Source organism: Xanthomonas campestris pv. badrii, from assembly GCF_012848175.1.
GTDB classification, from domain to species: Bacteria; Pseudomonadota; Gammaproteobacteria; order Xanthomonadales; family Xanthomonadaceae; genus Xanthomonas; species Xanthomonas campestris_C.
In genome coordinates this window covers 3,430,404-3,452,723 of the sequence record NZ_CP051651.1, presented here as the reverse complement: position 1 = coordinate 3,452,723, position 22,320 = coordinate 3,430,404, and the positions used below count along the sequence as shown (strand labels likewise).

At 65.8% G+C, this 22,320-nt stretch carries 15 protein-coding genes and 1 riboswitch; of the genes, 8 read left to right on the top strand and 7 right to left on the bottom strand.

Features of this window, described 5'->3' with window-relative positions:
• Window positions 1-6: 6 nt before the first annotated feature.
• On the bottom strand, window positions 7-885 hold the full coding sequence (locus tag HG421_RS14530; protein ID WP_169706977.1) for a LysR family transcriptional regulator: 879 nt from the start codon (window positions 883-885) through the stop codon (window positions 7-9).
• 126 nt (window positions 886-1,011) lie between these two features.
• On the opposite strand from HG421_RS14530, the gene leuC reads away from it, so the two are divergent.
• From leuC to HG421_RS14510, 4 genes are all read left to right on the top strand, one after another.
• Complete coding sequence (gene leuC / locus HG421_RS14525; protein ID WP_169706976.1) at window positions 1,012-2,451, top strand: 3-isopropylmalate dehydratase large subunit; 1,440 nt, start codon at window positions 1,012-1,014, stop codon at window positions 2,449-2,451.
• A gap of 70 nt (window positions 2,452-2,521) precedes the next feature.
• Window positions 2,522-3,169: a 3-isopropylmalate dehydratase small subunit gene (leuD, locus tag HG421_RS14520; protein WP_169706975.1), complete on the top strand. Its 648-nt coding sequence runs from the start codon at window positions 2,522-2,524 to the stop codon at window positions 3,167-3,169.
• Window positions 3,170-3,237: 68 nt separating this feature from the next.
• On the top strand, window positions 3,238-4,311 hold the full coding sequence (leuB, locus tag HG421_RS14515) for a 3-isopropylmalate dehydrogenase (protein WP_169706974.1): 1,074 nt from the start codon (window positions 3,238-3,240) through the stop codon (window positions 4,309-4,311).
• Between the two features lie 226 nt (window positions 4,312-4,537).
• Window positions 4,538-4,726 carry a hypothetical protein gene (locus HG421_RS14510; protein ID WP_169706973.1) on the top strand — a complete coding sequence of 63 codons (189 nt, stop codon included), beginning with the start codon at window positions 4,538-4,540 and terminating at the stop codon, window positions 4,724-4,726.
• 441 nt (window positions 4,727-5,167) lie between these two features.
• On the opposite strand, the gene HG421_RS14505 is transcribed toward HG421_RS14510, so the two are convergent.
• From HG421_RS14505 to ilvC, 5 genes are all read right to left on the bottom strand, one after another.
• Window positions 5,168-6,730 carry a 2-isopropylmalate synthase gene (locus HG421_RS14505; protein ID WP_169706972.1) on the bottom strand — a complete coding sequence of 521 codons (1,563 nt, stop codon included), beginning with the start codon at window positions 6,728-6,730 and terminating at the stop codon, window positions 5,168-5,170.
• The gene (locus HG421_RS14500; protein WP_248279511.1) at window positions 6,727-7,797 is read right to left on the bottom strand and encodes a threonine dehydratase; all 1,071 of its coding nucleotides are present in this window, start codon (window positions 7,795-7,797) and stop codon (window positions 6,727-6,729) included. The genes HG421_RS14505 and HG421_RS14500 overlap by 4 nt, the downstream gene beginning before the upstream one ends.
• Window positions 7,798-7,920: 123 nt before the next feature.
• Window positions 7,921-8,178: an ACT domain-containing protein gene (locus HG421_RS14495; RefSeq protein WP_064510438.1), complete on the bottom strand. Its 258-nt coding sequence runs from the start codon at window positions 8,176-8,178 to the stop codon at window positions 7,921-7,923.
• Window positions 8,162-9,883, bottom strand: coding sequence for an acetolactate synthase 2 catalytic subunit (gene ilvG / locus HG421_RS14490; protein ID WP_169706970.1), 1,722 nt, complete (start codon window positions 9,881-9,883; stop codon window positions 8,162-8,164). Before ilvG ends, HG421_RS14495 begins: the two co-directional genes overlap by 17 nt.
• A gap of 46 nt (window positions 9,884-9,929) precedes the next feature.
• Window positions 9,930-10,931, bottom strand: coding sequence for a ketol-acid reductoisomerase (gene ilvC / locus HG421_RS14485; RefSeq protein WP_169706969.1), 1,002 nt, complete (start codon window positions 10,929-10,931; stop codon window positions 9,930-9,932).
• A 658-nt stretch (window positions 10,932-11,589) separates the two neighbouring features.
• On the opposite strand from ilvC, the gene ggt reads away from it, so the two are divergent.
• Window positions 11,590-13,299, top strand: a complete 1,710-nt coding sequence (ggt, locus tag HG421_RS14480) for a gamma-glutamyltransferase (RefSeq protein ID WP_169706968.1) — start codon at window positions 11,590-11,592, stop codon at window positions 13,297-13,299.
• A gap of 62 nt (window positions 13,300-13,361) precedes the next feature.
• Window positions 13,362-15,218 (top strand): methyl-accepting chemotaxis protein, encoded by a 1,857-nt coding sequence (locus HG421_RS14475; RefSeq protein WP_211161731.1) that lies wholly within the window; start codon window positions 13,362-13,364, stop codon window positions 15,216-15,218.
• 13 nt (window positions 15,219-15,231) lie between these two features.
• On the opposite strand, the gene HG421_RS14470 is transcribed toward HG421_RS14475, so the two are convergent.
• On the bottom strand, window positions 15,232-17,202 hold the full coding sequence (locus tag HG421_RS14470) for an alpha/beta hydrolase family protein (protein ID WP_169706966.1): 1,971 nt from the start codon (window positions 17,200-17,202) through the stop codon (window positions 15,232-15,234).
• A 274-nt stretch (window positions 17,203-17,476) separates the two neighbouring features.
• Window positions 17,477-17,575: riboswitch (TPP riboswitch) on the top strand.
• Window positions 17,576-17,667: 92 nt separating this feature from the next.
• Between HG421_RS14470 and thiC the strand changes: the two genes are divergently transcribed.
• Complete coding sequence (gene thiC / locus HG421_RS14465) at window positions 17,668-19,545, top strand: phosphomethylpyrimidine synthase ThiC (RefSeq protein ID WP_169706965.1); 1,878 nt, start codon at window positions 17,668-17,670, stop codon at window positions 19,543-19,545.
• A gap of 428 nt (window positions 19,546-19,973) precedes the next feature.
• Window positions 19,974-22,301 carry a winged helix-turn-helix domain-containing protein gene (locus HG421_RS14460; RefSeq protein ID WP_169708211.1) on the top strand — a complete coding sequence of 776 codons (2,328 nt, stop codon included), beginning with the start codon at window positions 19,974-19,976 and terminating at the stop codon, window positions 22,299-22,301.
• Window positions 22,302-22,320 lie beyond the last annotated feature (19 nt).

The window sequence follows — 22,320 nt, the reverse complement described above, 5'->3', positions numbered from 1 at the left end:
ACCGTGTCACGGCCGCTCCGCCTGCGCCTGCAGCAACGCAACGAACGCTTGCGCGGCACGCGACAAGGTACGCCCGCCATGCGTCACGCAGCCCAGCTCGCGCGCGAGCGCGACATCGGCCAGCGGCAGCGCCACGATCTGATGGTCGATCATGCGCTCGGGCAGCACGCTCCAGGCCAGCCCCACCGACACCAGCATCTTGATCGTCTCCAGGTAGTTGGTGGTCATGCGCAGCTGCGGCACCAGACCGCGCTCGGCGAACAGCCCGGCCACGATGCGGTGGGTGAAGGTGCCCGGGTCCGGCAGCACCGCCGGATGCGCCACCACATCCTCCAGCGCCACCTCGCGCAGGGCGGCCAATGGGTGATCCGGCGCCACCACGAACTGCAGGCGGTCGTGCCAGATCGGCTGCGCGCGCAGCGGCGCACGCGTCTGCGGCGCCAGCGTGGTCACCGCCAGTTCCACCTCGCCACGCAGCACTGCCGCGTAGGCCAGTTCCGAGTCCAGGAACTGGATCTCCAGCGCCGCCTGTGGGTGCTGCGTGGCGAAGTTGCGTAGCAACGCAGGAAGCCGATGCAGGCCGACATGGTGGCTGGTGGCCAGGCTGAGCCGTCCGCCGACCGCCGCGCCCAGGTGTTCCAGGACGCGGCGGGTGTCTTCCAGTTCGGCAAGGATGCGTTGGGCGCGCGGCAGCAAGGCCTGCCCGGCTTCGGTCAGCACCACCTGGCGGCCCAGGCGATCGAACAGCCGCGCGGACAGTTGCCCCTCCAGCAAGGCGATGCGCTTGCTCACCGCCGGCTGGGTCAGATGCAAGGCCTCGCCGGCCGCAGAAAAGCTGCCGCTCTCGGCAATGGCCACGAAAGCATTGAGACTGGCGAGATCCATTGCTATTCCTGAAATTCATTTGCTGAATAAACAATATGAATTTGCGTTATCCATGGCAAGCTCCTAGCATCGAAAACAGCCAGGTGGGCGCACCCACCCTCCGCCACCCGCTTTCGGATCGCCGCGATGACCGCCAAGACGCTGTACGACAAATTGTGGGAAATGCACGAGGTCGCCCGCCGTGACGACGGCTCGTCGCTGATCTACATCGACCGCCACATCCTGCATGAAGTCACCTCGCCGCAAGCCTTCGAGGGTCTGCGCCTGGCCGGGCGCACGCCGTGGCGCATCGATGCCAACATCGCCACCCCCGACCACAACGTGCCCACCACCCGTGCCGAGCGCCAGGGCGGGTTGGAGTCGATCTCCGACGAAGTCTCGCGCCTGCAGGTGCAGACGCTGGACGAGAACTGCGACGATTTCGGCATCTTGGAGTTCAAGATGAACGACACCCGCCAGGGCATCGTGCACGTGGTCGGCCCCGAGCAGGGCGCCACGCTGCCGGGCATGACGGTGGTCTGCGGCGATTCGCACACCTCCACGCACGGCGCATTCGGCGCGCTGGCGCACGGCATCGGCACCTCCGAGGTCGAGCATGTGCTCGCCACGCAATGCCTGATCGCCAAGAAGATGAAGAACCTGCAGGTACGTGTCGAAGGCACGTTACCGTTCGGCGTGACTGCCAAGGACATCGTGCTGGCGGTGATCGGCAGGATCGGCACTGCCGGCGGCAACGGCCATGCATTGGAATTTGCCGGCAGCGCGATCCGCGCGCTGTCGATGGAAGGCCGCATGACCATCTGCAACATGTCCATCGAGGCCGGTGCGCGCGTGGGCATGGTGGCGGTGGACGAAAAGACCATTGCCTACGTGCAGGGCCGTCCGTTCGCGCCCAAGGGCGCCGACTGGGAAGCGGCGGTGGCGCTATGGAGCACGCTGGTCTCCGATCCGGACGCGCACTTCGACACCGTGGTGGAGTTGCGTGCCGAAGACATCAAGCCGCAGGTCAGCTGGGGTACCTCGCCGGAGATGGTGCTGGCGGTGGACCAGCGCGTGCCGGACCCGGCAGTCGAGCAGGACCCGACCAAGCGCGATTCGATCGAACGCGCGCTCAAGTACATGGGCTTGCGGGCCAACCAGCCGATCACCGAGATCCGTCTGGATCGCGTGTTCATCGGCTCGTGCACCAACTCGCGTATCGAAGACCTGCGCGCGGCCGCCGCAGTGGCCAAGGGCCGCAAGGTGGCCTCCACCATCAAGCAGGCGCTGGTCGTCCCCGGCTCGGGCCTGGTCAAGGCACAGGCCGAAGCCGAAGGCCTGGACAAGGTGTTCCTGGACGCCGGCTTCGAATGGCGCGAGCCCGGCTGTTCGATGTGCCTGGCCATGAACCCGGACAAGCTGGGCAGCGGCGAACATTGCGCGTCCACCTCCAACCGCAACTTCGAAGGCCGCCAGGGCGCCGGTGGCCGCACCCACCTGGTCAGCCCGGCAATGGCTGCCGCGGCGGCGGTGAGCGGGCATTTTGTCGATGTGCGTGACCTCCAGGGAATCGAGAATCGGGAATAGGGAATCGCAACGTCCTGCTTCCCGCTCTGCCCATTCCCGACTCCCCATTCCCCATTCCCGGCCTCTCCCAATGACTCCTTTCACCCAACATACCGGACTGGTGGCACCGCTGGATCGCGCCAATGTCGATACCGACCAGATCATTCCCAAGCAGTTCCTGAAGTCGATCAAACGCACCGGCTTCGGGCCGAACCTGTTCGACGAATGGCGTTATCTGGATATCGGCGAGCCGGGGCGCGATAACGGCACGCGACCGCTCAATCCAGAGTTCGTGCTCAATTTCCCGCGCTATCAGGGTGCCAGCGTGCTGCTGGCACGCGAGAACTTCGGCTGCGGCTCCTCGCGCGAACATGCGCCGTGGGCGCTGGACGAGTACGGATTCCGCGCCGTGATCGCGCCGAGTTTTGCCGACATCTTCTACAACAACAGCTTCAAGAACGGCCTGCTGCCGATCGTGCTGGCCGAAGCAGACGTGGATGCGCTGTTCGAGCAGTGCCTGGCCATCGAAGGCTACCAACTCACCGTGGATCTGGACGCGCAGCGCGTGCGCCGGCCCGATGGCGTGGAGTACGCCTTCGAGGTCGATGCATTCCGCAAGCACTGCCTGCTCAACGGCCTGGACGACATCGGCCTGACCTTGCAGGACGCCGATGCGATCGGTCGGTTCGAGCAAGCCCATCGCGTGCGGCAGCCGTGGCTGTTCGGCGCGTTGCAGTAATGTTTACGCATTGAAGACCGCAGCACATCGAAACACCAGGCGCGCTAGCGCCCTTCCACGAGGATTGCATGAGCAAGCAGATTCTGATTCTTCCCGGTGACGGCATCGGCCCGGAAATCATGGCCGAAGCGGTCAAGGTGCTGACGCGGATCGACGCGCAGCACGGTCTTGGCTACAGCCTGGTGTATGACGAACTCGGCGGTGCCGCCTACGACAAATACGGCAGCCCGCTGGCCGATGAAACGCTGGAGCGTGCGCGTGCCGCCGATGCGGTGCTGCTGGGCGCGGTGGGTGGCCCGCAGTGGGACACCATCGACCCGGCACTGCGCCCGGAGCGCGGCCTGCTCAAGATCCGCTCGCAGCTGGGATTGTTCGCCAACCTGCGCCCGGCCTTGCTGTATCCACAACTGGCCGAGGCATCCACGCTCAAACCGGAGGTGGTTTCGGGTCTGGATCTGCTGATCCTGCGCGAGCTGACCGGCGGCATCTACTTCGGCCAGCCACGCGGCAATCGCACCCTGGACAACGGCGAGCGCCAGGCCTACGACACCTTGCCGTATAGCGAAAGCGAGATCCGCCGTATCGCCAAGGCCGGCTTCGAGATGGCGCGCCTGCGCGGCAGGAAGCTGTGCTCGGTCGACAAGGCCAACGTGCTGGCATCGAGCCAGCTGTGGCGCGCGGTGGTGGAAGAGGTGGCCAAGGACTATCCGGATATCGCGCTATCGCATATGTACGTGGACAACGCAGCGATGCAGCTGGTGCGCGCCCCCAAGCAGTTCGACGTGATCGTGACCGACAACATGTTCGGCGACATCCTGTCCGACCAGGCCTCGATGCTCACCGGATCGATCGGCATGCTGCCGTCGGCCTCGCTGGATGCCAACAGCAAGGGCATGTACGAGCCGTGCCATGGCTCGGCGCCGGATATCGCCGGCAAGGGCATTGCCAATCCGCTGGCCACCATCCTGTCGGTGGCGATGATGCTGCGCTACACGTTTGCGCAGTCTGCTGCAGCCGATGCAATCGAGCGTGCAGTCGGCAAGGTGCTCGATCAGGGCCTGCGCACTGCCGACATCTGGTCGGAAGGCACGACCAAGGTTGGCACGGTGGCAATGGGCGATGCGGTGATGGCCGCGCTGTAACAGCGCTTGCTTCCCCGACGCGTTGTAGCTGTGCTGGTGGCTATCGTTCTTTTGACGGTAGCCGCTTTCGTTTGGTTGACCGATTCTTGATCAGATCACTCGACCGGGGTGCTGGCATGAAATCGGCGGATGTCGTGCGCAGGACTGGTCGGCACGCAGGGGCGTTCGGTGGCGCGGCGCCGCGTCCGGTGTCGGGACACGCCGTGAATCCGTCCCTGGAGGCTCGGTGGCGGCATCCATGCCGCCACACGGTCCCGCCCCCGGACGCGACACCGCGCTCTCAAGATTGCTATCGCTGATCGGCAAGCAATGCTTCAAGCAGGTGTTGATGCCTGAGGACTGCGTGGCCGATGTGATCGGCAAGCTATCCATCTACCGTCATGTCGCCAGCGATGATGACGCGAAAGATGTGTAGACCACCAGGCTCTTCGCATTTGTTTCAGCAGCCGACAACAACCGGTGGTGCTTGCGCGCGTGCCGGCGTGGGACCTTGAGCGGCATGGATGCCGCGCCAGAGCCTACATGGACGTACTTGCGGCGTGTCCCACGCCGGTACGCGTGCAAGTGCCCGCAGCAAACCGAAGCATTCCCGCAAGGCCGCAAGACCTCGAATGCGAGGTCTGTGCCCGATGTCGGTACGAATGCAAGCGCCTCCACAGACCGACGTATTCGTACATAACCCGCAGACGTCTCCCGCCAGGCTGGTCCTTGGCGCAGCGCCGTTTCCAGCATACGTATACCCACAGGCGCCGGCAGCAAATTCACGCGCCTGCAAAAGTGCAGCAACAAACGCCAAAACGGCCAGCAGATCACTCTGCCGGCCGTCAGGGTTGCATCGTCCAGCGGAGCGCCTGTGTTACGCCACCGCCGCCGTCCTGCCGGCAACCACGCCGCGCTCGCGCTGGCGCAGCAACCGGTTTGCCACATCCAGCCATGCCAGTGCGCTGGCTTCGATGATGTCCTTGCTGGTACCGGTGCCTTCGTATTCCACGCCATCGTGGCGCACGCTCAGGCTGGCTTCGCCGCGTGCGTCCGCGCCGATGCCCACGCTGTGCACCTGGTAGCTGTCCAGCTCCAGCTTCACGCCGGTGGCCGAGGCCAGCGCACCGAACAGGGCATCGACCGGGCCGTTGCCTTGCGCGGTTTCAGCCACACGGTTGCCTTCCGGATCGGACAGCTCCACCAACGCGTTGGCGCGGCTGCCCACATCGCTGATGGTCATCGAGGCCAGGCGATAGCCTTCCTGCACGGTGGCGTCCTGCATCAACGCCTGCAGATCCGCATCGGTGACCACGCGCTGCTTCTCGCACAGCGCCTTGAACTGCTCGAAGACCAGCTTGACCTCTTCTTCCTCCAGCAGGTAGCCCAGTGCACGCAGGCGCTGCTCGACCGCGGCGCGGCCGCTGTGGCGGCCCAGCACCATCTGCGACGACTCCCAGCCCACATCTTCCGGGCGCATGATTTCGTAGGTGCCGCGGTGGCGCAGCATGCCGTGCTGGTGAATGCCCGATTCGTGCGCGAACGCGTTGCCGCCGACCACCGCCTTGTTGCGCTGCACCGGCATGCCGACCAGGCGCTGCAACAACTGCGAGGTGGAAACGATGCGTGGCGTGTTGATCGCCGAATCGATGTTGTAGAACGCACCACGCACCTTCAGTGCCATGGTGATCTCTTCCAGCGCGCAATTGCCGGCGCGCTCGCCGATGCCGTTGATGGTGCATTCCACCTGGCGTGCACCGCCTTCGATGGCCGCCAGCGAGTTGGCCACTGCCAGGCCCAGATCGTTGTGGCAGTGCGCGCTGAAGATCACTTTCTCGGCACCCTCGACGCTGGCGATCAGGCGCGAGAACATGCCGCGGATCTCTTCCGGGGTGGTGAAGCCCACCGTGTCGGGCAGGTTGATCGTGGTGGCACCGGCGGCGATCGCCACGCGCGTGACCTCGGCCAGGAAATCTTCCTCGGTCCGGGTCGCATCTTCGGCGGAGAATTCGATGTCGTCGATATAGCCGCGCGCCAGGGTCACGTGCTTGTGCACCGATTCCAGTACCTGTTCACGGCTCATGCGCAGCTTGTGCTCGCGATGCAGCGGGCTGGTGGACAGGAAGACGTGCAACCGCGGATTGGCCACCGATTCCAGCGCCTTGGCCGAGGTCTCGATATCGGCCTGCAGGCAGCGCGACAGCACTGCCAACGTGGGACGGCGCAACTCGCGTCCCATCATGGCGACCGCTTCGCGGTCGGAGTGCGAGCTGGCCGGGAAGCCGGTTTCGATGATGTCCACGCCGAGCTCATCCAGCGCGCGCGCCATCACCAGCTTTTGCTGGGGCGTCATGCTGCAGCCGGGGGATTGCTCGCCGTCGCGCAGGGTGGTGTCGAAAATTCGGATACGCGGGGTCTGGTTGGATACGGTCGTGTTCACCAGGAAGACTCCTCTACGGCGATGGCGGTGACAGGCGTTGAAGCGACTGCGGATGGGCGGGAAAGAACTGGTGTATCGGGTGGTGGCTTGGCACTGCGTTCGTTGCGCAGCCGCTCGGTATTGCGGCGGCGCGGCTTGCGTGGCGGACGCGGCCGCACTTCGGACAAGAGTGTGGCCAACACGGTTGCGTCGATATTACCGCCAGAGACCACCGCACATTTGCGTTTGCCCGCAACGCGGCGACCAGCGGCCAGGGCGAGGGCACCGGCGCCCTCGGCAATGACGTGTTCCTCCAGTGCCAGCCGCACCAGTGTTTCGCGCAATTCGGCCTCGCGCACGATGACCACATCGTCCAGCAGGCTCGCGCACAGGCGGCGGGTGAGGAAGCCGGGAATCTTGACCTTGACGCCGTCGGCGAGCGTGGCAACGGGCGCGATCTCGCGCACATCGCCGCGCACGGCGCGCGCCATGGAGTCCACGCCTTCCACTTGCGCGCCCACCACCCGCACGCCCTGCGACTTCAGCGCAAGCGCCACACCGGAGGCCAGGCCGCCGCCGCCGATCGGCACGATCACCACGTCCGGTGCATGCGCCGCCAGCTCGATGCCGACCGTGCCCTGGCCGGCGATCACGTCCGGGTCGTCGAAGGCGGACAGGAAGCGGTAGCCGTTCTGGTCGGCCAGTTCGCGGGCGAAGGCGAATGCTTCGTCGTAGCTATTGCCATGCTGGCGTACCGTGGCGCCCCAGTGCGCCACGCCGGCGATCTTGGTCTGCGGTGCGCCATGCGGCATCACCGTGATGGCCTGCACGCCCAGCCGATAGGCCGACCACGCGACGCCTTGCGCATGATTGCCGGCCGAGGCGCAGATCACCGGGCGCTCGTCGCCGCGCTCCAGGCCTGCCAGCAGCGCGTTCAACGCACCGCGCACCTTGTAGGAGCCGGTGCGCTGCAGATTCTCCAGCTTCAACCACACGCCGAAGCGCTCGGCGTAGTGCAGCGGCGTGGGCGACAGATACTTGCGCAGGCGTGCCTGCGCGGCCAGGACGTCGGCCACGCTGACGGCCACGTCGCCTACCTCTGGCTCCTGTGCGGAAGGGCGGCCGGAATCAGGCATTGCGGCACGCGCGCGGGCGATCCGGAAGAAGACACCTCCGGACGGCAGTCTGATGGTCGCGCGAGGTCTGCATGCTCATGCCGCCGCCTCGACCGATTCCAGTGCGGTGATCGCAACGGATTCGCAGTCGTACACCTTCTCCAGTTGCAGGCGCAGCGTTTCCGGCGGACGGCTGCTATCCACATCCAGCTGCAGGTGCCAGCGGCCGGACCCATCCGGTTGGGCAGCACCCTGGATGGCGCATGGACGAAAGCCGCGTCGCTCGGTCATGCCGATCACGCGCACCAAGGCGCCTTCGGCCGGCTTCAGCACCAGATCAAGCCGGTAACGCATGTGTCGTCTCCTTGGCCGCGTGTGCGGGATTGCTGTCCAGCATGGTGCTGTTGGCGTTGTTGGGCGGCACCAGCGGCCAGACGTTGGCGCGTGCGTCGATGGCCACATGCAGCAGGCCGGGGCCGGGCTGGGCCAGCAAGTCGGCCAGTGCCGCGTCCACGTCGCCGCGCGCGATGATGCGCTTGGCCGGGATGCCGAACACTTGCGCCAGCGCCGCAAAATCCGGGTTGTCGGACAGATCGATCTCGCTGTAGCGCTCGGCAAAGAACAGCTCCTGCCACTGCCGCACCATGCCCAGCGAGCTGTTGTCCAGCAGCACGATCTTCACCGGCAGCTTGCAGCGCGCGATGGTCACCAGCTCCTGCACGTTCATCATGAAGCTGCCGTCGCCGGAGACCAGCACCACAGTGCGGTCGGGACAGGCGAACTGCGCGCCCATCGCCGCCGGCAGGCCGAAGCCCATGGTGCCCAGCGCGCCGCTGGTGAGGTGATTGCGCGGATCGTTGAAGCGGCAATGCTGGGCCACCCACATCTGATGCTGGCCCACATCGCAGGCGATGATGGTGTCGGCCGGGGCCACTTCGCTCAGGCGCTTGAGCAGCGCCGGGGCGTAGATATCGGTACCGGGCGCGTCGTAACGCGCGCCGAATTTTTCGCGGTTGGCAAAACAACGCGTGCGCCAGCCCTGGCAGTTGGCGCGCGCTGCGCTCAGTGCCTTCAGGCTGGTAGCCACATCGCCGGGCACCGCAATGTCGGCAGTGCGCAGCTTGGAAATTTCATACGCGTCGGCATCCAGATGGATGACGCGCGCAAACGGTGCGAACTCGCTCAGCTTGCCGGTGGCACGGTCGTCGAAGCGCGCACCGACCACCACCAGCAGATCGCATTCCTGGATGGCCATGTTGGCCGCACGTGTGCCGTGCATGCCCAGCATGCCCAGGTAGTCCGGATGCGCATGCGGCAATGCACCCAGGCCGCGCAAGGTCAGCGCGGTCGGGATGCCGGTGGCCTCGACGAAGCGCCGGAATGCCTCCACTGCGCCAGCCAATGCAATCCCGCCACCGCCATACACCACCGGGCGCTCGGCGCTGGCGATGGCGGCCAGTGCCTCGGCCAAGTCCGCATCCGCCGGTGCCGGTGGCGGCAGCACCGCCGCGGGCACATGCTCCGGCAGATGCGAGGCATCGGCGAGCTGCACGTCCTTGGGCAGGTCGATCAACACCGGGCCAGGGCGTCCTTCGCGTGCAATGCGGAACGCTTCGCGCACCATCTCCGGCAACTGGTCCACGCTGCGCACCAGGAAGCTGTGCTTGACGATCGGCATGGTCATGCCGAACACGTCCAGTTCCTGGAACGCGTCGGTGCCCAGCAGCGGCGTGGCGACCTGGCCGGTCAGGCAGATCATCGGCACCGAGTCGAGCATCGCATCGGCGATGCCGGTGACCAGGTTGGATGCGCCCGGGCCGGAGGTGGCCACGCATACGCCGACCCGGCCGCTGGCACGGGCATAGCCGTTGGCGGCCAGGGCGGCGCCCTGCTCGTGGCGGACCAGGATGTGCTTGAGCCTGGAATCCACCAGGGCGTCGTAGAACGGCATGATGGTGCCGCCCGGATAACCGAACAGCGTTTCCACGCCCTCGGCTTCCAGGGCCTGCGTCAGCCAGCGCGCGCCATTGCGGGGCGTGCTGTGTGCGGAGGTGTTCATGCGTTGCGGACCTTCGGTGTTAAACGGTGGGAGATGCGGCGGCGAGTTACGCCGCTTGTTGGTTCGCTGGTGCGGCAGCGGCCTGCTGTTCGCCATTGAGCCATACCATCTTGGCGCGCAGCTTCTTGCCCACTTCTTCGATCGGGTGCTCCAGATCGGCCTGCTTGAACTTGGCGTAGTTCGGCAGACCTGCTTCGTATTCGGCCACCCAGTTCTTGGTGAAGGTGCCGTTCTGGATGTCGGTCAGCACATCCTTCATGCGCGCCTTGGTGCTGGCGTCGATCACGCGCGGGCCGCTGACATAATCGCCGTATTGCGCGGTTTCGGACACGAATTCCAGCATGCGGGTGATGCCACCTTCGTAGAACAGGTCCACGATCAACTTCAATTCGTGAAGCACTTCGTAATATGCGATTTCCGGCTGGTAACCGGCTTCCACCAGTACCTCGAAACCGGCCTGCACCAGCGAGGACGCACCGCCACACAGCACCGCCTGCTCGCCGAACAGATCGGTCTCGGTCTCTTCCTTGAAGGTGGTCTTGATGATGTTGGCACGCGCGCCGCCCAGGCCGCCGGCATAGGTCAGCGCGAACTGCTCGGCCTTGCCGCTGGTGTCCTGGTACACCGCATAGATGCACGGCACGCCGCGGCCGATCTCGTACTCGCGACGCACCAGTGCGCCCGGGCCCTTCGGCGCGACCAGCACCACGTCCAGATCGGCGCGCGGTTTGATCATGTCGAAGTGCACGTTCAGGCCATGCGCGAACAGCAGGCAGGCGCCCTGCTTCATGTTTGGCGCGATGACGTCTTCGTAGAGCTTCTTCTGCACCATGTCCGGGGTCAGGATCGCAACCAGATCGGCGCTCTTCACTGCCTCGGACGGCGCCACCACGGTGAAGCCGTCGGCCTGGGCCTTGGATTCGGTCGGGCCACCGGGGCGCAGGCCAACGGTGACGTCGAAGCCGGAATCGCGCAGGTTCAGCGCATGCGCGCGGCCCTGGCTGCCGTAGCCGATGATCGCGATTTTCGGTTGGGTGTCGTTGCTCATGAAGTAATCCTTGCGGGGTTGGCAGTGGAGAGGGGCAGTGGATAAACGGATTAGCCGGCGGTGCGCGCACTGGCCGGCCGAGTAACGCGGGGATGAGCGGTGCCACGACGCAGCCAGCCACTGACGCCTGCGCCTGGATGGGCGCCGGTGGACCGTGGTGTGGAGGTGGTCGTGGTGTCGTTCATGTCATTCGAAACTTTTGGTGGTCCCTGAAACGCGAAACCCCGCGCCGTTGCCGGTGCGGGGTCTGATCGAAGCCTTGTGTACCTGTTGCCTACACGAAGTCCCGTCCCGCACCGGTTGGCGAGGTAATAAGTACGAGCACGAGAAGCGACGTTGCCGACGCGCCGGCCGGCGCGGACATCAGGGCGTTCGAGGTGGCGGTGCGGTGCGGCATGGGGTTGAGATAACCATCGCCGCCGGTGAGGTGTCAACCCTTGCGGGTGAAACATCGGTGGGCCTGCTGCGCGCGCCGTGCGAAGCCGCATGGCAGCAGCATGGTTACCGCTGAAACTGCATCGTCAGTTGGCCTACGGAGCCGACCTGGGTCACCAACTGCGCGGGTTTATCGCAACTCGCGCTGTTGATCAGGTGCTGTGCCTCCGGGCCGCTGGTATGGTGGAACGTCCACTGTCGTGTCTTGGGGAGTTGCCTGCACATGCGTCGCGTACCTGTCTTGTTGGTGTCTGCTCTGGCGCTGCTCGCGCCGCCCCTCGGCGCCGCCGACCGCATCACCGGGCAGCCGTTCGCCACCCGCTCGGAAGTCATCGCGCCGCATGCCATGGCTGCTACCTCGCAGCCCCTGGCCACGCAGATCGCGCTGGATGTGATGAAAAACGGCGGGTCGGCGGTGGATGCGGCGATTGCCGCCAATGCAGCGCTGGGCCTGATGGAGCCGACCGGCAACGGGGTGGGTGGGGATCTTTTCGCCATCGTGTGGGACCCCAAGACCAGCAAACTCTATGGCTACAACGGCTCGGGCCGCTCGCCGAAGTCGCTGACCCTGGCCGAGTTCCAGCGCCGTGGGCTGAAGGACATTCCGCCGACCGGCCCGCTGCCGGTGTCGGTGCCGGGTGCGGTGGATGGCTGGTTTGCGTTGCATGAGCGCTTCGGCCGCAAGCCGATGGCGCAGAACCTGGCGCCGGCGATCCGCTACGCGCGCGAGGGCCATCCGGTGGCCGAAACCATTGCCTACTACTGGGACCGCTCGGTGCCGCGGCTGTCGCAGTACCCCGGCTTCAAGGAACAGTTCACCATCGACGGGCACGCCCCGCGCAAGGGCGAGCTGTGGAAGAACCCGAACCTGGCCAACACGCTGCAGCAGATCGCCGACGGCGGCCGCGATGCGTTCTACAAGGGCGAGATCGCGCGCACCATTGGCGCCTACTTCAAGGCCAATGGCGGGTATCTCAGCTATGAAGACATGGCCAGCCACCAGGGTGAGTGGGTGGAGCCGGTCAGCACCAATTACCGCGGCGTTGACGTGTGGGAGTTGCCGCCCAACAGCCAGGGTATTGCTGCGCTGCAGATGCTCAACATCCTGGAAGGCTACGATTTCTCCAAGATTCCGTTCGGCTCGGCCGAGCACGTGCACCTGTTCACCGAAGCCAAGAAGTTGGCCTTCGCCGACCGCGCGCGCTTCTATGCCGACCCGGCGTTCCAGCCGGCGCCGCTGGCCAGGCTGATTTCCAAGGACTACGCCGCGCAGCGTCGCGCGCTGATCTCCATGGACAAGGCGCTCAAGGAAGTGCAGCCGGGCACGCCCAAGCAGCTGGAAGAAGGCGACACTATCTACATGACCGTGGCCGATGCCGACGGCATGATGGTGTCGTTGATCCAGTCCAATTACCGCGGTATGGGTAGCGGCATGGCCCCGCCGGGGCTGGGCTTCATCCTGCAGGACCGCGGCGAGATGTTCGTGCTGAAGAAGGACCACCCCAACGGCTATGCGCCGGGCAAGCGGCCGTTCCAGACCATCATCCCGGCCTTCGTCACCAAGGATGGCAAGCCGTGGCTGAGCTTCGGCGTGATGGGTGGGGCGATGCAGCCGCAGGGCCACGTGCAGATCGTGATGAACCTGGTGGACTTCCACATGAACCTGCAGGAGGCCGGCGACGCGCCGCGCATCCAGCATGAAGGCTCCACCGAGCCCACCGGCCAGGCCACCGCGATGAGCGATGGCGGCGAGGTCAATCTGGAAACCGGCTTCTCCTACGACACCATCCGCGCGCTGATGCGCAAGGGGCACCGGGTGATCTTTGCCGACGGCCCGTACGGCGGCTACCAGGCGATCGCGCGCGATGCGGCCAGCGGCGTCTATTACGGTGCCTCGGAAAGCCGCAAGGACGGGCAGGCGGCCGGCTACTGAGCAGATCGCCACGGTCGAGCCTGCCGCTCAACTCCAGCCGCCACGCGCCGCTAACGATAGCGATGGATCAGGAATTCCCCATGAGCTCGATGCAACAGCCCGATTCGCCGTCGCAGACCCAGGCGGGCCTGCTTCCCGATGCACCGGTGGCCTTGCTGCGCCTGTCTGCCGACGCCTGCGTGCTGGCGTGCAATCGCGCCGGCCTGGATGTGCTGGGCACGACCGCCGGCGATCTGATCGGCGCGCCGGCCAGCGTGCTGTGGGGATTGAGTGTGGCCGACCTTGTGGGCGAGGAAGGCGTGTGGGCCGCGCCAGGCGACGACCCGGCCCGGCGTGTGCGCTATCTGCGCGACCGCGCGCATGGTGGCTGGATGCTGTCGCTGCCGCATGTGGAAACCGCGATTTTGCTGCGCGAGGCCACGCGTCTGGCCGAAGACAGCCTCCCGGTGCCGATCTCGCCGCTGTTGCAGCCGCTGGTCGCGCGCCTGCAGGCCGAGCATGAAGACCGCACGGTGCTGGAGCGCACCGCGCAGGCGCTGGCCGGCTGCGAACTGGACTTGCTGTTGCCGCCCGGGTTGGCGGACACCGAGATGGGGCGCCGGCTGCAGGCTGGCTTCGGCAATCTGGCCGAGGCCATTCGCCAGGCCGTGGCCTTGTCGGTGCAGATCGCCGCCGAGGTGCCGCCACTGGTGGCCGAGAACGATGAGATGGTGCGTCAGTCGCAGGCGCAGACCGACGCCCTGGATGGCGCGCGCACCGCCGTGGAGCGGCTCTCGTCCAGCCTGCAGGACGTCAATGCCGATCTGGCGCAGGTGATTGCGCTGGCCGCCAGCGCCGACGACAGCGCACGCCAGGGCGTGGCCGCGGCGCATGCGCTGGGCCAGGCCATGCACGAGGTGGAACGCCGGGCGGCACGTGCCGGCGAGGTCATCGAGGTCATCGACTCGGTGGCGTTCCAGACCAATATTCTGTCGATCAATGCCAGCATCGAAGCGGCGCATGCCGGCGATGCCGGGCGCGGTTTCGCGGTGGTCGCCACCGAGATCCGCCGTCTGGCCGAACGTGCCGCCGCCGCCGCCCGCGACGTACGCGCGATCCTGGCCGAAACCAGCGCCGCGGTAGGCGAGGGTGCGGCCTCCGCGCGCGGCACCGAAGCCGTGCTGGATGGCATTACCCGCGTGCTCGGCCAGGCCAGTGCCGCGATGACCACGGTGGCCGGGCGCATCCAGGCGCAGGACGGAGAGATTCGCGGCATCGAGCATGCGGTCGATGGCGTGGTCGCGCTGGGTCGGAGCAATCTGCAGCACGCCGCACACGTGGCCGAGCGCAGCGAAGCCCTGGAGCGCGGCACCGAAATCCTGCGCGACTGCGTGGGCCTGTTCCGGTTGCCGGCCGACCCATTGCAGGTGCCGCGGCATGCCCGCGTCAAGGAACTCGCCGTCGCCACGGCGGGCAAGATCGGCGAGGCGTTGGCGCAGGCGATTGCACGGGGCCAGATCGACGAAGTTTCGCTGTTTGCACGCACCTATACCCCGATCCCTGGCGTGGAGCCGGCCAAGTTCAGCACCGACTTCGACGCGGTCTGCGATCAGCTGCTTCCGCCGCTGCAGGAGCCGCTGCTGGAAGCGCATCCGTGGATCGTGTTTGCGATCTGCGCCAATCCCGACGGCTACGTGCCCACCCACAACCTGCGCTTCACCCAGCCATTGACCGGCGATGCCAAGCGCGACCTGGTCGGCAACCGCACCAAGCGCAAGTTCACCGACCGCGTGGGCCGCAGCGTCGGCGCACACACCGATCCGTATCGGCTGCAGGTGTACCGCCGCGACACCGGCCAGATCATGTTCGATCTGTCCGCACCGATCTTCGTCGGCCGCAAGCACTGGGGCGGCCTGCGGGTGGGGTACACCCTGGAGTAATCAGGCGCCGCACTTACTGCGGCGCGGCAGGCGCCGGCGAGGCACCGGCGACAGCTGCCGGGTTGCCCAGGTGGCTGGCGAGGAACTGCTCGAGCGTGCGATAGAAGGCCACCTGATTGTCCTCCTTGTAGAACCCGTGGCCCTCCTTGGGGACGGCCATCCACTGCGGCGCATTGCCGCTGCGGGTGAGTGCCGCGCGCAGGCTCTTGGCCTGCGCAAAGGGCGCACGCTCGTCTTCTTCGCCATGGACTAGCAGCACCGGCGCCTTGATGCGTTCGGCAAGCGCCACCGGTGAGTGCGCCGCCAGATCGGCAGGGTCGCGGCCGATCGCACGCTCCAGGTAATTCAGGCCGTAGTCGCTGCGATTGATGTCGCCCTTGCTGTACATCATCTGCAGATCGTAGATGCCGGCCATGCCCACCGCGCAGCGGAACATCTCCGGTGCCTTGACCTGCACCATCATCGCCGCGTACGCACCGAAACTGGCCCCGTAGCTGCAGATGCGCGCCGGATCGGCCAGCCCCTGGGCGATCGCCCAGCGCACGCCGTCGACCAGATCGTCCTGGATGCGTTCGCCCCACTGGCGGTAGCCGGCACGCTCGAAGTTGGGTCCGCGTCCCTGCCCGCCGCGGTAGTTGACCTGCAGCACCAGATAGCCGCGGCTGGCCAGGAACTGCGCATCGGTATCGAATGCCCAGCCGTCGCCATCGGCATGCGGTCCGCCGTGCGGAAGCAGGATCATTGGCAGCGCCACGCCCTTGGCGGCAGCGGCAGGGACGGTCAGCACGCCATCCAGGGCCAGGCCGTCGCGGGCCTGGAAGCGCAGCATGCGTCGCTCGCTCATCTGGGCCGCCGGCAGGGCCTTGCGGGCCTTGATGACCAGTTTGAGCGTATTGGTCGGGCGGTCGAAGATGTACCAGGCGCCGGCGTCGCGGTCGCTGTAGGCCTTCAGCAGCAAGGAACTGCCATCCTCGGTGAAGTTGACGAAGTCCACGTACTGGCCGGCCAGCGTCTGGCTGAGGCTGCGATGCAGCTGGGCCTGGGCATCGTCCTGCGCAAAGTAGCGCAGTGCCGGTTGACCTGGCCCGAGCCGTGCAGCGAACGGTGCGGCGGGGACCGGCCCCCATTGCAGGTCGTCGACGTCGTAGAACGGATCCGACGCCAGGACGCTGCGCTGCTGGCCGTCCGGATCGCTGGACACCAGGGCCGCCGGGCCACCGGCTTCGCTGTACCAGCCGTAGACACGCCCGGGCTGGTCGGCAAAGGTGAACGGGCGCCAGTTGGCCTGGGTCTGCGTCAGCGGCGTCCAGCCGTTCCCGTTGCGGCGGAACAGCAGCGAGGCGTTGTCGTCGTCGGTGCCATAGGCGTATTGCGCCACGCCGTCCCTGTCGAGCACGAACCGCAGGTCCTGCACATCGATGTCGGCGATCAGCCGGTGCGTGGTGGTGGTCGCATCCACGTCGTAGAGCATCGAATGGCGCGAATCCAGCGACAGGCGCCGCATGTAGAAATGGCCATTGCGGCGGCTGGGCAGCCCTTCGATGTAGCCGAAGCCGCGCTCCAGCCCGGCATTGCGGGTGCTCTGCTGGTAGCCGTAGACATAGCGCTGGTTACTGCCATCCAGGTCGGTGGCAATGATCTCGCCCATCGGCACCGGTTCTTCCAGCGAACCAAGCTTGCGGCCCTTGCCGATCACCAGGCGTCGGTCGCTGACCCAGGCGATGCGCACCGGCAGTTCGTAGCGTGGCAGACGCAGCATGATGGTGGATTGCATATCGGCGATGCGATACACCACCAGGGCGTAATTGCCGTCGCCCAGGTCCGCACTGACCGCCAGGTGCTTGCCGTCCGGCGACATCGACGGCGAGGAGATCGGGCCGGACTCCACGAACGCCTCCGCGGGCGGCGGCTCCGCTGCCACGCCACCGGCCGAGGTCCACACAGACACGGCCACCATCCAGGCACACCACTGCATCCTGCGCATTCGTGTTGTCCATCCCTGTTTCACAAAACGATAACGAAGCGCAGCGGGTGCTGGCAAGCGCCGGTCAAAAAAAACCGCCGAAGGTCGGCGGTAGGGAGAGAGAGCAGTTTCTTGTCGTTATGCGGGCAGGCTAGCCAGGGGGCATGCCGTGGGGTGTCGGTGCATGTCAGGGGCGCAGGGTGCGTTCAGCTGTTGCGAGGCGGGCCGTTTGGGCGGCACGCACGTCCTGGCTGCATTGGCCCATGCCGCCTGTCTTGGCGATGTGGTTTAATCGCCGCCGAAGTGGGGGTACCGCGGCACCGTTGCGGTTGAGATAGTCCCTTCGAACCTGATCCGGCTCATACCGGCGTAGGGAAGCTTCGTTAGATGCGATGGTCCGTGCCTGCACGGGCACCTGAGTGTTGAGCGCCGCCGCTTCGTCCGCACTGCGACTCCTTCGCAGGGCCAGCACACAGGACGAACGCCATGAATGCCGCGCCCACCGTTTTGCAGCAACAAGCCCAGTCGCTGTCCCAGGCTGTGACCCAGCCGATTCCCGGCTCACGCAAGATCTTCGTGCAAGGCTCGCGCGCGGATCTGCAGGTGCCGATGCGCGAGATCGTGCTGACCCGCACGCCAACCTTGTTCGGTGGCGAAGACAATCCGCCGCTCAGCGTCTACGACACCTCCGGGCCGTACACCGATCCGCAGGCGGCGATCGATCTTGCGGCCGGGCTTGCACCATTGCGTGCGAACTGGATCGCCGAACGCGAGGACACCGTGGTGCTCGACCAACTCAGCTCCAGCTTCGGGCGTGGCCGCGAACACGATGCACGTCTGGATGCGGTGCGCTTTTCAGCGCGGCGTGTTCCTCGGGTTGCACGCGCAGGCGCCAATGTCACGCAGATGCATTACGCGCGCCGCGGCATCATCACCCCGGAGATGGAGTTCGTGGCCATCCGCGAGAACCAGCGTCTGGAGGCGGTTGCAGATGCGGCGCTGCGCAAGCAGCATCCCGGCGAGCCGTTCGGCGCCGCGATCCAGCAGCGCATCACGCCGGAGTTCGTGCGTGAGGAGATCGCACGCGGCCGCGCGATCCTGCCCAACAACATCAACCATCCGGAAAGCGAGCCGATGATCATCGGCCGCAATTTCCTGACCAAGATCAACGCCAACATCGGCAACAGCGCGGTGTCCTCGGGCATCGCCGAAGAAGTCGAAAAGCTGGTGTGGTCGATCCGCTGGGGCGGCGACACGGTGATGGATCTGTCCACCGGCAAGCACATCCATGAAACGCGCGAGTGGATCATCCGCAATTCGCCGGTGCCGATCGGCACGGTGCCGATCTACCAGGCGCTGGAGAAGGTCGATGGACGCGCCGAGGCGCTGACCTGGGACATTTTTCGCGACACCTTGATCGAGCAGGCCGAGCAGGGCGTGGATTACTTCACCATCCATGCCGGCGTGCTGCTGCGCTATGTGCCGCTGACCGCCCGGCGCGTCACCGGCATCGTGTCGCGCGGCGGATCGATCATGGCCAAGTGGTGCCTGGCCCACCACAAGGAAAACTTCCTCTATACCCACTTCGAAGACATCTGCCAGATCATGAAGGCGTACGACGTGGCGTTTTCACTGGGCGATGGCTTACGCCCTGGCTGCATCGCCGATGCCAACGACGCCGCGCAGTTCGGTGAACTGGAAACCTTGGGCGAGTTGACCAAACTCGCGTGGAAGCACGACGTGCAGACCATGATCGAAGGACCGGGACATGTGCCGATGCAGTTGATCAAGGAAAACATGGACAAGCAGCTGCGCGAATGCGGGCAAGCCCCGTTCTACACCCTGGGGCCGCTGACCACCGATATCGCGCCTGGCTACGACCACATCACCAGCGCGATCGGTGCGGCGATGATCGCCTGGTATGGCACGGCGATGCTGTGCTACGTCACGCCCAAGGAGCACCTGGGGCTGCCAAACCGCCAGGACGTGCGCGACGGCATCATGGCCTACAAGATCGCCGCGCATGCGGCCGACCTGGCCAAGGGCCATCCCGGCGCGCAGGTGCGCGACAACGCCCTGAGCAAGGCGCGTTTCGAATTCCGCTGGGACGACCAGTTCCACCTGGGTCTGGATCCGGAGAAGGCCAGGGAGTATCACGATGAAACCCTGCCCAAGGACGCGCACAAGCTGGCGCACTTTTGCTCGATGTGCGGGCCGCACTTCTGCTCGATGAAGATCACCCAGGACGTGCGCGATTATGCCGCCGAGCACGGCATGGGCGAAGAACGCGCGCTGGCGGCAGGCATGGAAGAAAAGGCGGCGGAGTTTCGGGAGCAGGGCGCGCAGGTTTATCGCGCGTCGTAGCCGAACCATTTGGTTGCACGGCGGCCTGCGCGACACGCGGGCCGCTTAGGAACAGTTCAGCAAATTTTTGTGCAGATTGCAGCGGCTCCCGCAAGTGCCGCGCTGCAGCCGCTTTGCAAGCGGTTACATATTTCAAGGCTTGCGGACCGTCTAACTGAATCGCAGATAAAAAAATCGCGCCAGAAGGCGCGAAGGGAACATCGTCATTATTTGAATTCGTCGGCGAGAGAGAGAGAGCCTGACGTCACTGCCTGTCATGGGAAGCAACGGGCCATAGAGTAAAATTTGCACCAAATGGATGCATGACACAGTCGGTCGTCGTCCTTTGCTGAATTTGGCGTTTCGCATCTTTGGTGTGTTGCGTCTTTGTGTGGTTCTTGCATGCCGATGCCTGTTCTTTGCCGATGAGTGTTTCTTCCGCTACTGCGATGTCCTCTGGCCGGCTGCGTGTCGGGCAGTGTGTGGTCGACGTTGCCTCGCGCGAAGTGCATGCACCAGGCGCCAGGCGCGTGCTGCGGCTGGCGCCGAAATCCCTGGCAGTGCTGCTGACCCTGGCCAGGCAGCCGGGGCAGGTGGTCACGCGCGAACAACTGTTGGCCGAGGTCTGGCCCGATACCTTGCCCACCAACGATGTCGTCACCCAGGCCGTCACGCAGTTGCGCAAGGCGCTGGGCAGCCATGGCAGCCAGCGTTCGGAGCATATCGAGACGATTGCCAAGACCGGCTACCGCCTGTTGGCGCCAGTGGCGTGGGATCTGCATGCCGAGCCACCCATGGTGCAGGTGCCAGACACAGGCGTGACTTCCGGCGAGCCGCTGTCCGAGCACGCCGCGCCAGCGGCACCCCGGCCGATGCATGCCGGGTCGGACGCGGGCCAACATGCGCACGCCCAGCACTTGCCAGCGACACCAACGACGCAGCATCGGCGCCGCTGGATGGCCTTGGCCATTGCCAGTGTGGCATTGCTGCTGGTGTTGGGGCTTGCGGTGCGTACGCTGTGGCTACGACCGCACGCCGCCAACAGCGCTGCGTCGGCACCAGAGGTGCCGGGTAGCCCCAAGCGGCCGTACCAGGTGATCACTGCAGGCGGTGGATTCGATCTCACCCCCAGTCTGTCGCCCGATGGCGCCATGGTTGCCTATGCCTCGCTGACCAATGATCGCGTGGGCACCTCGATCCTGGTCAAGACCACCGACAACGCCTATCCACGGGTGCTGGAAACGCCTGCACCCGGCGTCTCGGATCGATTGCCGGCCTGGTCGCCGGATGGGCGCGAAATCGCCTTCGCGCGCCAGGCACCGGATGGCAGCTGCAGGATCATGATTGCGGCGGCGGCCGGCACAGCCGCCTCACGCGAAGTGACGCGGTGCGATGGCGCCGACATGCTCAGCTTCAGCTGGTCGCCCGACGGACGCGCATTACTGTTCGGCAGCATGACCGGCGCGCAGGGCGCGCCGCGGATCCGGCGCCTGGACCTTGAAACCGATCAATGGCAGGCGCTGGCCTACGACGCGCAGCCGCCCGATTTCGACTACGCGCCGCGCTATTCCCCGGATGGGCGCTGGATCGTGTTCCTGCGCAACCCACAGCTCGGCGATCTCTGGCGGATTCCCGCACACGGTGGCACTGCCGAGCGCCTGACCCACGATAATGCCGATATCCGGGGCTGGAGCTGGCTGCCCGACGGCAGCGGCCTGATCTTCGCGCGCCGTGTCGATAGCGAGGCGCGGCTGTATCGGCTCGATCTGGTCGACCGCAGCCTGCACGATCTGGGCGTGGACGACGCGCAGGCGCCGGACGTGGCGAATGGGCACCTGGTGTTCGTCCAGCGCAGGCCGCAATTCGGTGTGCATCAAGTCATCCATGACCCGATGAATGGTGGTTACATCCGACGCCGGTTATTCGCATCCAATGGACGCGACGACCACCCGATGATCGCCCCGGATGGACGTCAGCTCGTCTTCGCCTCCAATCGCTCCGGCGCTTACGGCCTGTGGTGGGGCGATGTCACCAAGCCTGGCTCGGTGCGCTTGATCGAAGGGGTGCGGCCGGACGCGCGGCAGGCCGCAGATTGGTCGGCCGACTCGCGGCAGGTACTGGTCAACGGGAGCGACGCAGAGGGGCACGCAGCGCTGTTCGAAGTGACGCCAGCCACTGGCAAGGCGATCCGGCTGCCGGTGCCGCAGACGCGGCCACTGCAAGCCATCTATGTGCCTGATCCTGGCCAGGTGCTGGTTGTTGCCGCCGACGATGAGGGGCACACCTTCGCCACGCTCTACGACCGGCGACGCCGGCCCTGGCGCGCGCTGGCCAGCGTGCAGGATGTCTCGCAGCTACGCCTGGATCGCGGCAGCGGACACGTGTTGTTCACGCATCTGAGTGGCGCAGGCTTGTGGCAGATCGCACCGACCTTGGCCGCCGACAGCGTGCGACCGGTGGATCCGCAGCAGCCATCGCGTTGGCGGTATCGCAGTTGGGCACCGGGTGCGGATGGCCGGGTGCATTACCTGTCGTCCACCGACAGCTGTGCGGCCTACGACAGCGAGCTGCGCGGCGGGCGGACGCAGTGCCTGGATGCGGATAAATACACCACCATCAATGGCTTCAGCGTGGACCAGCGCAGCGACGCGATGTATGTAGCACTGGCTGAGGAAGACGGCAGCTCCATCGCCTACATGGCGCTGCCGGAGCGGTCTTCGGTTGCCTCCGGCTTCATCTCCAGCATGTTGATAATGCTGAGAAAAATGACCTCGTAAATTTTTCGGAAAGGTTTCG

Excerpts from the sequence above, each read along its gene's own strand:
- HG421_RS14530 (WP_169706977.1), bottom strand. The coding sequence starts at position 885 with ATGGATCTCGCCAGTCTCAATGCTTTCGTGGCCATTGCCGAGAGCGGC.
- leuC (WP_169706976.1), top strand. The coding sequence starts at position 1,012 with ATGACCGCCAAGACGCTGTACGACAAATTGTGGGAAATGCACGAGGTC.
- leuD (WP_169706975.1), top strand. The coding sequence starts at position 2,522 with ATGACTCCTTTCACCCAACATACCGGACTGGTGGCACCGCTGGATCGC.
- leuB (WP_169706974.1), top strand. The coding sequence starts at position 3,238 with ATGAGCAAGCAGATTCTGATTCTTCCCGGTGACGGCATCGGCCCGGAA.
- HG421_RS14495 (WP_064510438.1), bottom strand. The coding sequence starts at position 8,178 with ATGCGTTACCGGCTTGATCTGGTGCTGAAGCCGGCCGAAGGCGCCTTG.
- ilvG (WP_169706970.1), bottom strand. The coding sequence starts at position 9,883 with ATGAACACCTCCGCACACAGCACGCCCCGCAATGGCGCGCGCTGGCTG.
- ilvC (WP_169706969.1), bottom strand. The coding sequence starts at position 10,931 with ATGAGCAACGACACCCAACCGAAAATCGCGATCATCGGCTACGGCAGC.
- ggt (WP_169706968.1), top strand. The coding sequence starts at position 11,590 with ATGCGTCGCGTACCTGTCTTGTTGGTGTCTGCTCTGGCGCTGCTCGCG.
- HG421_RS14475 (WP_211161731.1), top strand. The coding sequence starts at position 13,362 with ATGGATCAGGAATTCCCCATGAGCTCGATGCAACAGCCCGATTCGCCG.
- HG421_RS14470 (WP_169706966.1), bottom strand. The coding sequence starts at position 17,202 with ATGCGCAGGATGCAGTGGTGTGCCTGGATGGTGGCCGTGTCTGTGTGG.
- thiC (WP_169706965.1), top strand. The coding sequence starts at position 17,668 with ATGAATGCCGCGCCCACCGTTTTGCAGCAACAAGCCCAGTCGCTGTCC.
- HG421_RS14460 (WP_169708211.1), top strand. The coding sequence starts at position 19,974 with ATGTCCTCTGGCCGGCTGCGTGTCGGGCAGTGTGTGGTCGACGTTGCC.